The organism is Bradyrhizobium cytisi (genome assembly GCF_008123515.1).
Taxonomy (GTDB): Bacteria; Pseudomonadota; Alphaproteobacteria; order Rhizobiales; family Xanthobacteraceae; genus Bradyrhizobium; species Bradyrhizobium cytisi.
In genome coordinates this window covers 238,010-251,411 of the sequence record NZ_VSSR01000016.1, presented here as the reverse complement: position 1 = coordinate 251,411, position 13,402 = coordinate 238,010, and the positions used below count along the sequence as shown (strand labels likewise).

Sequence of the window (13,402 nt, the reverse complement as noted above, 5' to 3'; positions counted from 1 at the left end):
CCCTCCAAAACTCGGGCGATGGCCCCAGCCGTGCCTTCAGTCTTCCATCATTCGGAAGACCATCACTCGATTGATATGGCGTCGGCCGAGCGATCGGTTCGTTCGGCGAATTCACGGTTTCGCTCATGGGAGGAATGGTGGTGGCAGATCGTCCGGTCAACAGGATCGCTCTATTCATCGATGGACTAAATCTGTACGCCACGTCCAGGGCGCTCGGCTTCGACATTGATCACAGGCTGTTGCTGAAGCAGTTCGAGAGCCAGGGAACGCTACTCCGAGCCTTCTATTATACGAGAACGAGTGAGGACCTGGAGGTGTCTTCTGTGCGTCCGTTCATCGATTGGCTCGACTACAATGGCTTTACCGTCATCACGAAGCCAACGAGGGCGTGCATCGACACGAGCGGCCAGCGCGTAGTGAAATGCAGCATGGATATCGACCTCGCGGTCGATGTCCTGGAGCTTGCCGGCCATGTAGACCGGATCGTGCTGTTTTCGGGCGACGGTAATTTTCGCAGGCTCGTGATGGCCGTTCAACGGCGAGGTGTGCACGTGACCGTGGTCTCGACGGGAGCGACACAGCCGGCAATGGTCGCCCACGGGCTGCGGCGCCAGGCTGATGCATTCATCGATCTCCTGGAGCTGAAACCGAAGATCGGCCGCATTGTCACCGGGCGACCACGCGCGGCACTAGGCACCGATCAATCTACCTCGCTGCGCGGCCGCGGCGCAGAGCCGATGATCTAGGAATTCCTGCATCCATCGTCACAGGCGGTGGAGGAGCCAAGCGCGCTCGGCCAACCAGCCGAGCCTTTTCAAGCAAACTTGAGAATGATTATGGGAGCGGGAGCGGTTCGCGAGCGCATGATACGTCAGAGCGGGCCCGCGATTCCTTCCTCGAACCTGGCGCTCACTATTCCGAGCGCAAGCTTGCGGCCGTCTCGCGACAGGGCGAGCTGTTGCGGCGATTTTGCTAACGGCATTCTTAGCTCGAGAATGAGCGGATACCCCGGCCCAAGCCGGAGGCCGCCAAGCGGGACCGGGATCGCACTCACATCCTTTCTTAGCGTAACCTCGGTCAGCTTTATGTTGCGGGCCCAGAACTCGACTTTTTGCTCAGGCGTCATCGGGGTAATGAACACTCTGCACTCTATGAGAAGTTTCGCAGTTTCGGCGGGGTCGCTCAGAATCACGAGCCCCAGCTGCACTCGATCGCCGTCCGACCATACGCCCCAAGATTCCGAAAACGACCAGCCCAGCACAAGCGCGCCGCTGTTTTCGCCGTTCTGAAATGTCAACGGCCGGCCACGCTCCACGCGCGGGAAGCGGGCGACCTCATATCCAAAACCTGGATGGAATCGATCGATCAGGCTCAAGGTACCGAAAAAAGAGCCAGACGGAACCGCGGCCGCAATGAAAAGCCATAGAATGATTTGCCGACGGCGGGGCATACTGAACAAAAATTGGAGTGCAGCTGGCGAGGTCGTTCCGGCCCGATGATCTTCCCAACCTATGCTGATTGGAACGAGCGCAACGCACTCTTCATTGCGCCCAAGGAGCCCGATCGTCAATCGCCGCTATACGCGAACCAGAAATCGCCCTTGCCGGCTTGAGCGCCGACTCTTGGTCATATGCTGGCGCTGTCAGGTCGGGCTTTGTTGAATTCATCTTCAGGCAGAAGCATCCTGCGTCGACGTCCGCAAAGATAATGGATGTCTATCTCAAATGGGACTGGCCTCGCTGTCGCGAACAATCCTAAGTTCCCGAAGGATTTTCTCTCCTGCCGTACCAACGGCACCGCGGCGTCGTCCCGATCGGTCCCCTGTTCGGGCGCGTCATCTTTATGTTGTGCGCAAGACTTTAAAAGCAATTCTTTCAACTCTGGTGTGTCATGCCCACTCGAAAAGCACTGGCTCTCGACAACACGTTCGAAGACGCAGATCTCGACTTCACAGGGACGTCCACGACGCCGCTTCAGCCGTCAGCTGTTAATCAAGCGCCCGTTCGGAGCAGCGAGGCGGGCAGCTCCGAAAATACGGAAACGATGTCGTTTCAGGGCAGCGGTCTTGTTTTTGTCAACACCTGGGGGGCGGGCGCAAGCACGCAGTTCAAGAACATCGTGATCAGCGCCGAGCAGTATCTTTCACAGCTGTTCCCCAATGCCTGTACCGTCAATTGTACATTCGATCTTCAATCTCTGAACCCGGCTTATTCCGGCGAAAATTTCTTCAACCCTGTTCATGTGTCGTATGCTTCCTTCGCGAGCGCCATTCAGCAGCATGCTCACACCGCCGCGGGTAAAGCGGCAGCTACTGTCTTGATGAACACCGCCGATCCCACCGGCGGGGCGGGACTTAACGTTTCGATCGGCGAGGCGCGGATTCTCGGCTTGGCCAGTGCCGGAAACGGCACCGACGATACGATCTATCTGAACAACGTCTACTGGACGGCTTCTGCCCTGCAGAACTATCCGAATGACGCGAAGGCGGTCATCCTTCACGAGCTGACGGAAGGGATCATGGGACGAGTCGGCGGGCTCGGAAAGTCTGGTAATAGTTGGGCCCCCATGGATTTCTTTCGCTACACGGCGAGCGGGCAGCATGATTATACGGGTGGCTCGGACGGCAAGAGCACATTCTTCTCGATCGATGGCCGCAGCGTCTACACTCAGTTGCAGTTTCACGCATCCTATGCGAACGGCACCAACGACGGCTTCGATCTCGCTGACTGGGATGGCGTCCTCGGGGATTCGAATAACTACGACCCATTTGGGCCGGGCGGTCCGGGCGTAGGCGGCCCGGGGGTCCTGTCACCCGAGGATATCCAGATCATGCAGGCCCTCGGGTGGGGACTGCAAACGCACACGCCGAAAGACTTAAACGGCGACGGCATCTCGGACGTTCTGTTCCGGAACAATTCTACCGGCGATTGGGGTTACGAGGCGCTCAACGGAACCGGTGGCGGCACCTGGCATGCCCTTAGCCTCACCTCGGCTGCCTACAGCGTGGTTGGAGCCAGCGATTTCAATGGCGACGGCATCGCCGACGTTCTCTATCGAAACAACAGCACTGGCGACTTTGGCGCGGCTCTGTTCAATAGCAGTGGCAATGCGACCTGGGAGCCGCTCGGCGGCTCATCCATAGGGTACAGCGTCGTCGGGGCGGGCGATTTCAACGGCGACGGCGTCTCGGATATTCTGTTTCGAAACAACGCAAGCGGTGATTGGGGCTACGACGCGCTCAATGGCTCCGGCGGCGGCACCTGGCATGCCTTGAACCTGACCTCGCCTGCGTACAACGTCGTCGGAATAGGGGATTTCAATGGTGACGGTGTCGCAGACGTCCTTTACCGAAACAACGGCACCGGCGATTTTGGCGCGGCTCTGTTCAATCATAATGGCAATGCGACGTGGGAGCCGCTTGGCAGCTCATCGACCGCATACAGTGTTGTTGGAACAGGGGACTTCAACGGCGATGGCATCTCGGACGTTCTCTTCCGAAACAACACCACGGGCGATTGGGGCTATGAGGCGCTCAATGGATCCGGCGGCGGCACATGGCATGTCTTGAGCACCACCTCAGCTACCTACAGCGTTGTCGAAGTCGGTGATTTCAACGGCGATGGCGTCGCCGATGTCCTCTTCCGTGAGAACAGCACTGGCAATTTCGGTGCTGCCTTGTTCGGTAACAACGGCATCCCGACCTGGCAACCGCTCGGTGGCTCCTCTGCCGCGTATAGCGTCGTTGGCGGAACCAATTGGACCTGAGATGATCCGCGTCGTCATCGAGGACAGGGCGCAACCAAAAAGGGACCGCCCGATCCAAGGGATGGTCCAGGTATAACTCTTTGCAGTGCTGCCCGCGGGTCCGCCCTTATCGCAGCGGCGGGTCCGCAGACATGCAATCCTCCACTTCATTGCGGACACCCGCCGCGTCGAAGGCAGATGCGCCGTTCCTCAGAATCTGCACGGCGCGCGCGCCGTAGGTGGTTATAGCGTTTCCGAGGAGCCGTTTCTTGCACGATAATGTTCGCGTCGACACTGGCTTGGCGGCCCTTTGCGGAATCGCGGCGTATTACAGGATCGCAGCCGATCCAACGAGCCTCGCACGCGAGATGGCGCTCAAAAGCAATGCCGAAGCAGGCGACGTGATCCGAGCAGCTAGGATTGCGGGCCTAAGGGCTCGGCTTGTGAGGAAGCCCTCCATCAGGCGGGTAGCCACTGTGCCACTTCCGGCTATCACGCGCTTGCAGGACGGAACGTTTGTCGTTCTCGGGGGCCGCACTCCATCTGGTTTCATCCGTGTCGTCGATCCCATCACCCGGATATCCCGTGAATTACCGATCGACGAAATCCACCGTGCCATGGACGATTTCGTCCTCCTTATTCAGCGCCGCGTCGGCGGTTCAGGGGTCGATCCAAGGCATTTCGGTTTTCAATGGTTTCTGTCCTCGGTATGGCGCTATCGCCGTCCCTTGCTACACGTTGTTGTGGCCTCTCTGTTTGTGCAATTGTTCGCGCTTGTGACCCCCCTGTTCTTCCAAGTTGTCGTCGACAAGGTCCTTCCACACAAGTCCTATTCGACGTTGCTTGTGCTGGTCGGCGGGATCGCGGCGATCGGGCTTTTCGATGTGGTGCTGCAATATCTGCGGACCTACGCGCTTGCGCACACGAGCAACCGTATAGACGTCGAGTTGAGCCATCGTCTTTTCGGTCACCTTTTGCGACTGCCGATCAGCTACTTCGAAAGCCGTTCGGCCGGCCAGACCATCGCGCGAGTTCGCGAGTTGGAAACTATCCGAAGCTTCTTGACAGGCCAGGGGCTTTTTTCACTCGTCGACCTGCTCTTTGCGTTTGTGTATATCGCCGTGCTCGAGGCGTACTCGGTCAAGCTGACCTGGACTGTTCTCGCAGCGATCCCCGCCTATCTGCTGATTGCGATCGTCGTCCGGCCACCGCTCAAGGAGATGATAAACGAGAAGTTCAATTTGGGCGCGGCGAGCCAGCAGTTCATCGTGGAATCCGTCGTCGGAATCCAAACGATAAAGTCATCGGCGGTCGAGCCGATTATCAGGACGCAATGGGAAGAGCGGCTGGCTGCCTATGTTCGGTCTGCCTTCGCAGCCACCAAGCTCGGCGCCGGCGGACAGAACGCAATCCAATATGTTTCCAAACTCTCCTCAGCTCTTCTGCTCCTGTTTGGCGCGGAAGCAGTCATCAATGAAGAACTGACCATTGGCGGGCTCGTCGCATTCAACATGATTGCCGGCCAAGTGGCGCAGCCCATCCTGCGACTTTCGCAGTTCTGGCAGGATTTCCAGCAGGTGCAAGTCTCGGTCGAACGGCTGGGGGACATTCTGAACGCTTCGCCCGAGCATGCCCCTGCTGTGTTCGAGAGAATGTCGTCCCCAAAAGGGCAGGTTGAATTCAAGCACGTGACCTTCCGCTACGCGCCCGGAGAGCAGGACGCTCTCAAGGATGTCTCCTTCACCATCAATCCCGGGGAAGTTATCGGGATTGTTGGTCCCTCAGGTTCGGGCAAATCAACCTTGGCCAAGCTCACCCAGCGACTCTATGTGCCGAGCGAAGGAGAGGTGCTCCTCGATGGCAGAAATCTCGCCCACATCGATCCTGTCTGGCTTCGGCGGCATATTGGCGTGATACTTCAGGAAAGCACGCTCTTTCACCGTACGATCCACGAGAATATTGCGCTCGCGAATCCGGCGATGTCTCGATCGCAGGTCATAGCCGTCGCGCGACTTTCGGGCGCCGACGAGTTCGTCTCGAAGCTCCGCCAAGGTTACGACACCATCCTCGAGGAGCGCGGCGTCAATCTTTCGGGTGGTCAACGCCAACGCCTCGCTATCGCGAGGGCCTTGGCGACCGACCCGCCGATCCTGGTTTTCGACGAGGCCACGTCGGCTCTCGACTACGAGAGCGAGCAGATCATTCAGACCAACATGCGCCATATCGCTCGGGGAAGGACTGTAATCATTATCGCTCATCGACTGGTAACGGTGCGGCATTGCGACCGCATTATCGGTGTGGTCGATGGGCGGATCGTTGAGACAGGAACGCACGACGCTCTCGTGCGGCGCCCCCAAGGCCTTTATGCGCGTCTATGGGCGCTGCAGAACAACACGGCCAAAGACCAACCGGTCGCTTAGGAAGCGCGCGCCATGTCTTTGCCAAGATACCGCATGCCTCGCCTGCCGCACCGGACCCGATCGGATCAGGAGTTCCTGCCGGCGGCGCTTGAGATCCTGGAAATGCCGCCATCCCCCGTCGGAGTCGCATTGATGTGGATCATCTGCGGACTGGCGCTTTCTGTGTTGATTTGGTCTTATGTGAGCCGCATCGACGTGATCGCCATCGCCCAGGGTAAGATTCAACCTGTCGGACGGGTAAAAGTCGTCCAGCCGAGCGAGCCCGGAAGGATCGTCTCAATTCACGTCCAAAACGGACACCTGGTGACCGAAGGTCAGGAGCTGGTCGGACTGGAGAGCGGCGAGGCCGATGCTGATGTGAATGAACACAGAGCTCACCTGCACGCGCTCCGCGGGGAAGCGATCCGGCGAAAGGCCGCCCTGCGCGCTATTGAATCGCGGCGGGTTGCTGCGAGTCCGGCCATAGAGTGGGGCGACGATATTCCGCGCGAGGTGCGGGAGCGCGAAGCTCTCGTGCTGGAAGGAGTTCTCAACCAGCTCAAGGCGAAAACCGCGGAACTTGAGGCTGAAAAACATCAAAAGGAACTGGAACGAAATCTTTACGCCGCAACGAGCAGCGCGTTGGACACGCTCGTTGCCACCCTTCAGGAGCGGGTCGACATGCGCGCGAGCCTTGCGCGAACCGGCTCCGGATCGAAGGCCGATCTCATCGATTCATTGGAGCGGTTGCAGGATCAGAAAGCGAAGCTTGCGACCGCGCGCGGTCAGTTTAACGAAAGCGAGGCCGCCATGGATGTCCTGAGCCAGCGCATCGAGGTCAGCTTCAGCGATTTTGCGGCTGATGACCTGCAAAAACTCGCGGAAGCCGAGCGTGAGATCGACAGCATTCAGCAACGAATGGCCAAGGCTCGCGTTCGACAGCAGCGCATGGTGCTGAAGAGTCCGATAGCCGGGCGGGTCAGCGCAATGTCCGTGACCACCCTCGGCCAGGTTGTGAATACCGGCGACGAAATCATGAGGATCGTACCAGACGCGGCCAGTCTGGAAATCGAATGCTATATACCCAATCGTGACATCGGCTTTGTTCATCCAGGACAGGCCGCCGTAGTCAAGATCGAGTCCCTGCCGTTCACGCGATACGGTACGATCGATGCGACACTCCTGAACATTCAAGATGACGCCATCCCTGAACCGGATGCCACGCAGGCCGAAGGCAATCCCATCCGGCCACTCGAAAATCGCGGATTTGCCGGCGCTCAGCGTACACAGAACCTCGTGTTTCCCGCCACCCTTCGTCCCGAGGTCACGAGAGTGATTGCGGACGGCACGCCCGTACCTCTCTCGCCCGGAATGGCTGTCAGGGTTGAAATAAAGACCGGAAGCCGGCGCGTGCTCGAATATGTGTTTTCGCCGCTGGTCGAAATAACCGCTCAAGCGCTTAGAGAACGCTGATGCATCATCTCGACGAAAACCGTGCTGGTCTCCTAGAGGCCGGGATCTTGCGGTAAATCGACGGACGGAGAGAGTTCTTGCTGTTTTTCTGTCTTGATGTCGCGCCTGCGCAGGACGACCAAGCCCAACAGCCCAATCAAGACCAACACGATTCCACTTCCGATCACTAAGTACGAGAGTAAGACATCATCCACAGCTACGGCTTTCGCTTTTGACTTTGCCGCCAAAAATAACCCTCCTGATCGGACGCGGACCGTGGACGCGCCAAGTTCTCGCTGAGCCGTAATTCCATCAGGCGAGCTCTAGCATCTCAAGCGCTTTCAGACGGCTCGTGCTCTCGGCCGCGATCGGCTCACATGTCTCTCGGCCCATGATGGCTTGAGTCCGGAAAGCTCGACAAGTACCGAATGGGATATTGCCACGGGAGCGCCAAAGCCTAGAATTGAGCCACGGTGGCGCTGCCGAGTGCCGACTCCGACGTTGCCTCACTTGATTGAGGGTGCCGCGGCCTTTTCTCAACGGGTGCGCCAACGTGCTGTTCAATTCGCCGGAATTCTTGTTGGCGTTCCTGCCGGTCACGCTGATCTGCACGGCTGTCACCCTCAGGGTCGCCGGCCGGCGAGCCGGGTTGATCTGCCTCGGCGCCGGGTCGCTCTTCTTCTATGGCTATTGGGAAGTCGCTTCGCTCGCGATCATCGGGTTCTCGATCGCCTGGAATTTCGGGCTCTCGCATCTAGTTGCCCGCAGCCGCAAGCCAATCTACCGTCTTGCGTTTATGTGGCTCGGAATCGCCGGCAATCTCGCGGCGCTTGGATACTACAAGTACGTGAATTTCTTTCTGGCGAATGTCGCGCCTCTGTTCGGCGCGACGCCGGCCGCCATCGCCATGACGCTGCCGCTGGCCATCTCGTTCTATACCTTTCAGCAGATTGCCTTCATGGTCGACATTTACGGACGAAAGATGGACCGCGTTCCCTTCGCAGAATATGCGGGCTCGGTCGTTTTTTTTCCTCACCTGATCGCGGGGCCGTTGCTTCACTATCAGGACATCGTCTCGCAATTCAAAAGACGGTTGTCCGTAAGCCAAGCCACGCTCTCGGCTGGACTCCCGATCTTCGCGGTCGGCCTGGTAAAAAAGGTCGCGATCGCGGACGGCCTCTCCGTCTATGTCGGGTCTATCTTTGCCCGCGGCGCGACCACTCTGCCGGACTTCTTTTCGGCATGGGGGGCCGCGCTCGGCTACACGGCGCAGCTCTATTTCGACTTTTCAGGCTACTCCGACATGGCGATCGGGATCGCCCTGATGTTCGGAATTACCCTACCGGTCAACTTCCGTTCCCCCTACAAGGCAACATCCATCATCGACTTTTGGCGGAGATGGCACATCACCCTCTCGAGCTTTCTCAGAGACTATCTCTATATCCCGCTCGGCGGCGGTCGGGTCGGGCCCGTGCGGCGCCTCATCAATTTGCTGATCGTCATGCTCCTTGGAGGATTGTGGCATGGCGCCGCCTGGACTTTCGTTTTTTGGGGCGGGCTGCATGGCAGCCTCTTGATTCTCAATCATTTCTGGCGCGAGAGGATTTCACCAAGGCTCGGTCGCCTCGACGCGGCGCTCGGCCCCATCTATGCCGGCGCGACGTTCCTCGCAGTGGTTATCGCGTGGGTCTTCTTCCGCGCGCCAAATTTTGCGACCGCCCAGCACGTCATCCTCGGCATGTGCGGTCTGTCCACGCTCTCGTTGCCCGGCGAGGTCGCTTATCTGTTAGGGGTGGATGAGCTTCCCGGGGTCACCTGGGGACAGACACTTCCGTTTAAAGACTTCGCTACGCTTTGGCTCCTGCTCGCCTTCGCGTTCGCGCTGATCTGGGGCGCGCCGAACACCGCAGACCTGTTCAATCTCGACGACAAAGCTCAATTTCGGTCCGATTGGACGGCCGGCCGCTCATTTGCGACCGCAATCACGACCGGCATACTACTCTGGATATCAGCCTTCAACGTGTTCGGATCCGCTCCCTCGGAATTTCTCTACTTCCAGTTTTGAAGGAAGCTCGCAGCATGCGTCAAATCTGGATTACATTATTAGTCGTGTTCGTCCTCACAGCAGTGTGGGACATTGCCCTGCCTTGGGCGCGGCCATCATATGAGACGGCCTGGATCCAAGGCATCTATGACCGCAAAGAGGGGGCGGCTGCCAGGATCGCGGGGCCAAAAGTCGTGCTGATAGGTGGATCGGCTACCCATTTCGGCTTTTCGGCCGAGCAGATCAGCCGGGAGACAGGCACCCAGGTCGTCAATCTGGGCACTCACGCCGGTCTCGGCGCAGACTATATTCTTGCGCGCGCCGAGCGTTCCCTCAAGCGCGGCGACACCGCTATCCTCGCCCTCGAATATCACCTTCTCAAGGCCTCGCCGCCGACCGAAATCGCTTCAAGCTTCGTGCCGATGTTCGACCCTCGCTACGTTGCTGGAGCGAAAGCGGTCGAAATACCTCGATTTGTCTGGGGTATCTCGCCTCAACGGCTGCTTTTTGCCACGGTTCAGCGGACCATCCCTCATACAAGTCCGCTTTACCGGATTGAAACTGTAACCGAGCTCGGAGACGAGACGGCCGGCTCGAATGGGGAAATCACGCCGACAATGCGTGCCGCGGCGAGGTCTTATCCGCCGATCCCGGCGCTGGGCCTCCGAAGCGATATGCCCCTTCCATCGATCCGCTCTTTCGTCCAATGGGCCCGCGCGCACGGCATTACGGTCAAGTATGTATGGCCGCCCATGGTGAGGCGCCGCGCCTACGCATCGGATCCGCGCTACTCTGAGCTGTTCGACGCTATACGAAGTACTTTCGAAGGCCTAGGCGTGCAGGTGCTCGGTCAGCCTTCGGATTTCTTCCTTGACGAAGATGAGCTGCTCGACACTTTCTACCACGCCAATCGGCGAGGCCGCTTCAGGATGGGGCATCAGCTCGCGCGGGTTCTGGATCCCCAGGCGGACGCAACACTTCCTTAGGCTGATTATCGAACACCGTGCCACCGAAACCTCACCACGAAGACCGATAAGCGCAAAGCCAAAAAAGACTCAAAACTCACGCGCTGAGGAGACCTTGCTCGTCGCCCCGCCGCTTGAATGTAAGCGCGATTTCCCCCGCACGTTGACGCCGGCGCTTTTGACGGATGGCCTTCGTATCGGGGGGGCGTCTGGCCTGTTCAGGCAGTGGCGGTTTTGGGGAAGTTGAAGGGCAGCAGGTCGGTGATATCGGCGTCGCCCGCGCGCTGAGGCAATTCGGTGAGGACGTGGCGCAACCAGGCTAACGGCTCGACGCGTGAGGCGCGGCAGGTCAGCATCAGGCTGTAGACGACGGCGCTGGCCCTGGCGCCCTCGACGGTGTCGCTGAACAGCCAGCTCTTTCTGCCAGTGGCAAAGATTCTGATATCACGCTCCAGGAGATTGTTGTCGATCGGCATCCTGCCGTCCTCGGCGTAGCGCGTCAGATATTCCCATTGGTTTCGGGTGTAGGATATGGCGTCGCCAAGCTTGCTGTCCGGCAAGACCTTCGGGGCGATTTGATCGAGCCATTCCTTGAGGGCGTTCAGGACGGGAATGCTGTGTTGCTGGCGGAAGCGGCGAATGCATTGATCTGGCGTTTCGCCTCTGTCTGGTTTTTCGTCCCGCGCCTGCCTTTCAACCCGGTAAAGCTGTTCGAAGAACCGCAGCGCCTGCTCGGGCGGACCGCCGCCTTTCTTCCTCGCCTTGAGGGCATCGACAAAGCGTCGCCTGGAGTGGGCCATGCATCCAATGTGGGTTGCCCCTTCCAGCGTGCGCCAGGCGGTATAGCCGTCACCCATCACGATGCCACGGTAATCGCCGAGAAAGGCCTGCGGGTGGATTTGGCCACGGCCTGGCTGATAATCGAGAAGCACGATGGGCTGGTCGCTGTCCTCGCCGCTGCGATAGGCCCACATATACGATGTGCTGGTGGCCTCTCTGTCCTTTTCCTTGAGGACCTGAACCGTCGTCTCGTCGCCATGGATGAGGGGCTGCGATCTGAGCCGCAGCTTCAGGGCGTCATAGATGCGGGAGAGATGCTTCTCGCTTGAGCCGATCACCCAGTGGCCCAGAGCGCCGCGGCTGACAGCAACACCGGCGCGTTCGAATGCCTGCGCCAGGCGGTAGAGCGGCGTGCCATCGACATATTTATGAACCAGCGCGAACGCCAGCGTTGAGGCTGTGGCAACGCTGCCCGGCAAGGGCTGCGTCGGCATCGGCGCCGTCACGACAGGTGCGTTGATCCCGGTGCGATCGCAATGGCGGCACCCATATTTGAAGCGCACATTCTGTAAGACCTTCGCCTTCACCTCGATATGAAGTTGCTCGGTAAAGGCCTCGCCCATGCGATGCATCTGGCCACGGCAACACGGACAGGCCTTCTGATCGTCGGGCAGGTCATACTCGACGCGCTCGCGCGGCAGGCTTGCCGGCAGCGGTTTGCGCCCGCGCTTTTTTCCTGTCGTGCTTTCGACGGGTGGCAAACCTGTGTCCGGAAGTTCGGCGATATTGTCCGTATCACTGCCGGTGTCATCTTCGTCCGCGACCTGCTCAGCTTCATTGAAGAGACGATCGACGTGCTTTTCGCTGCGTGGCGCAAAACGATGCAGGCGTGCCAGCGCCAGTTCTTCCTCGAGTTTGACGACGCGTTCGGCGAGCTGAAGGTTCTCCGCCTGCAGCGCGGCAATCCGCGCCAAAAGCACTTCAACACTCGGTTCGCCGGTTCGATTCATCGGATTCTTGAATCTGAACCGTACCGACGCGTCAACCGCTCAACTCGAGAGCTCAGCCGGCAACCTGATATTGCCGCAACGGATGGCGGACCATCGCATCGATATCGATGCCGTCGAGGATCCAGTGCAATTGCTCGGTCGTAAGCGTGACGACCGCCTCTTGGCGGCGCGGCCATCGGAACTTGTCCTCGGTCAGCCGCTTCAGGACCAGCACGAAGCCGGACCGATCGAAGAACAGCAGCTTTATCCGGTCGCAACGGCGATTGCAGAACGCAAAAACCGCCGGAGCAAACGGATCGAGCGCCATCGCCTCCTGGACCAGAACCGCAAGGCTGTTGATGCCAGCCCGGAAGTCGATCGGCTCAAGGTGCAGATAGACTTGCAGGTCACCGCCCAGTCTGAACATGGCTCAGTGCTCCGATGATCGCCGTCAATGCATCTACATCGCCGCATTCCAGCGCGAGCTTCACGCCATTCGGCAGGGACGCGCTCACTTTGGCCGGAGAGCAAAAAGCTGCAGTTCTTTTGGATTCCGAATCACGCACTTCATCGCAAGTCGCCGGCAAATCCACCGTCGCCACGCTGCTCTGCCGCGACAGGGCCCGATCGGCAGTCCTCTCAAGCTGAACCGGGATGAACGCCGGTGGTGAAGACGGCGGCAGCGACCTGGTCGCCGTCCACTTCTTGATCCACTTCCGAAGAAGGTTCGCATTGACCCCATGTTCGAGCGCAAGCCTCGATACCGAAACCCCAGGTTCAAGGCAGGCCGCGACAAGACGGTCCTTCGACGTGGGATCGTATCGCCGGCGCCCATTCCGGCCAACAAGCCTGACCCGCAGTTTCTGATCATCGTCTGCCATCACAAGGTGTCCACCTAATTTGGTGGACACCTCATGCATCACAGCACTCAACCGCAAAAGGTGCGGGGAAATTCGCGCTTACGCTTGAATGGCGCCGATCGTCCACACAGCACTGCTGCAGCGCGACAATCAGGATGGAGGCCCCTCA

At 59.1% G+C, this 13,402-nt stretch carries 11 protein-coding genes; 6 read left to right on the top strand and 5 right to left on the bottom strand.

Going from position 1 to position 13,402, the window contains the following annotated elements; genetic code table 11:
* The first annotated feature begins 134 nt into the window (after positions 1-134).
* Complete coding sequence (locus tag FXB38_RS10300; protein ID WP_148750737.1) at positions 135-746, top strand: LabA-like NYN domain-containing protein; 612 nt, start codon at positions 135-137, stop codon at positions 744-746.
* 125 nt (positions 747-871) lie between these two features.
* Here the strand turns inward: FXB38_RS10300 and FXB38_RS10295 are convergent, their stop codons facing one another.
* Entirely contained in the window at positions 872-1,375 is a 504-nt protein-coding gene (locus FXB38_RS10295; RefSeq protein WP_148750736.1) for a hypothetical protein, read from the bottom strand.
* A gap of 515 nt (positions 1,376-1,890) precedes the next feature.
* On the opposite strand from FXB38_RS10295, the gene FXB38_RS10290 reads away from it, so the two are divergent.
* From FXB38_RS10290 to FXB38_RS10280, 3 genes are all read left to right on the top strand, one after another.
* On the top strand, positions 1,891-3,765 hold the full coding sequence (locus FXB38_RS10290; protein WP_148750735.1) for an FG-GAP-like repeat-containing protein: 1,875 nt from the start codon (positions 1,891-1,893) through the stop codon (positions 3,763-3,765).
* Positions 3,766-4,013: 248 nt separating this feature from the next.
* Complete coding sequence (locus FXB38_RS10285) at positions 4,014-6,164, top strand: peptidase domain-containing ABC transporter (protein WP_148750734.1); 2,151 nt, start codon at positions 4,014-4,016, stop codon at positions 6,162-6,164.
* Positions 6,165-6,197: 33 nt separating this feature from the next.
* The gene (locus FXB38_RS10280; protein WP_246229801.1) at positions 6,198-7,616 is read left to right on the top strand and encodes an HlyD family type I secretion periplasmic adaptor subunit; all 1,419 of its coding nucleotides are present in this window, start codon (positions 6,198-6,200) and stop codon (positions 7,614-7,616) included.
* A 32-nt stretch (positions 7,617-7,648) separates the two neighbouring features.
* Here the strand turns inward: FXB38_RS10280 and FXB38_RS10275 are convergent, their stop codons facing one another.
* The gene (locus FXB38_RS10275; RefSeq protein WP_148750732.1) at positions 7,649-7,843 is read right to left on the bottom strand and encodes a hypothetical protein; all 195 of its coding nucleotides are present in this window, start codon (positions 7,841-7,843) and stop codon (positions 7,649-7,651) included.
* Between the two features lie 332 nt (positions 7,844-8,175).
* Between FXB38_RS10275 and FXB38_RS10270 the strand changes: the two genes are divergently transcribed.
* Together FXB38_RS10270 and FXB38_RS10265 are read left to right on the top strand one after the other, a co-directional pair.
* The gene (locus FXB38_RS10270; protein WP_148750731.1) at positions 8,176-9,660 is read left to right on the top strand and encodes an MBOAT family O-acyltransferase; all 1,485 of its coding nucleotides are present in this window, start codon (positions 8,176-8,178) and stop codon (positions 9,658-9,660) included.
* 14 nt (positions 9,661-9,674) lie between these two features.
* The gene (locus FXB38_RS10265) at positions 9,675-10,625 is read left to right on the top strand and encodes a hypothetical protein (protein ID WP_148750730.1); all 951 of its coding nucleotides are present in this window, start codon (positions 9,675-9,677) and stop codon (positions 10,623-10,625) included.
* A gap of 197 nt (positions 10,626-10,822) precedes the next feature.
* On the opposite strand, the gene tnpC is transcribed toward FXB38_RS10265, so the two are convergent.
* The 3 genes from tnpC to tnpA are packed head-to-tail and all read right to left on the bottom strand — an operon-like array spanning position 10,823 to position 13,254.
* Entirely contained in the window at positions 10,823-12,394 is a 1,572-nt protein-coding gene (gene tnpC, locus FXB38_RS10260) for an IS66 family transposase (RefSeq protein ID WP_148750729.1), read from the bottom strand.
* A gap of 52 nt (positions 12,395-12,446) precedes the next feature.
* Positions 12,447-12,800, bottom strand: coding sequence for an IS66 family insertion sequence element accessory protein TnpB (gene tnpB, locus FXB38_RS10255; RefSeq protein ID WP_148750728.1), 354 nt, complete (start codon positions 12,798-12,800; stop codon positions 12,447-12,449).
* Positions 12,781-13,254 carry an IS66-like element accessory protein TnpA gene (gene tnpA / locus FXB38_RS10250; protein ID WP_187434778.1) on the bottom strand — a complete coding sequence of 158 codons (474 nt, stop codon included), beginning with the start codon at positions 13,252-13,254 and terminating at the stop codon, positions 12,781-12,783. The genes tnpB and tnpA overlap by 20 nt, the downstream gene beginning before the upstream one ends.
* Between the last annotated feature and the right edge of the window lie 148 nt (positions 13,255-13,402).

Bases quoted from the DNA above. Each gene is read 5' to 3' on its own strand.
- tnpA (WP_187434778.1), bottom strand. From the start codon at position 13,254: ATGGCAGACGATGATCAGAAACTGCGGGTCAGGCTTGTTGGCCGGAAT.
- tnpB (WP_148750728.1), bottom strand. From the start codon at position 12,800: ATGTTCAGACTGGGCGGTGACCTGCAAGTCTATCTGCACCTTGAGCCG.
- FXB38_RS10290 (WP_148750735.1), top strand. From the start codon at position 1,891: ATGCCCACTCGAAAAGCACTGGCTCTCGACAACACGTTCGAAGACGCA.
- FXB38_RS10265 (WP_148750730.1), top strand. From the start codon at position 9,675: ATGCGTCAAATCTGGATTACATTATTAGTCGTGTTCGTCCTCACAGCA.
- FXB38_RS10300 (WP_148750737.1), top strand. From the start codon at position 135: ATGGTGGTGGCAGATCGTCCGGTCAACAGGATCGCTCTATTCATCGAT.
- tnpC (WP_148750729.1), bottom strand. From the start codon at position 12,394: ATGAATCGAACCGGCGAACCGAGTGTTGAAGTGCTTTTGGCGCGGATT.
- FXB38_RS10280 (WP_246229801.1), top strand. From the start codon at position 6,198: ATGCCTCGCCTGCCGCACCGGACCCGATCGGATCAGGAGTTCCTGCCG.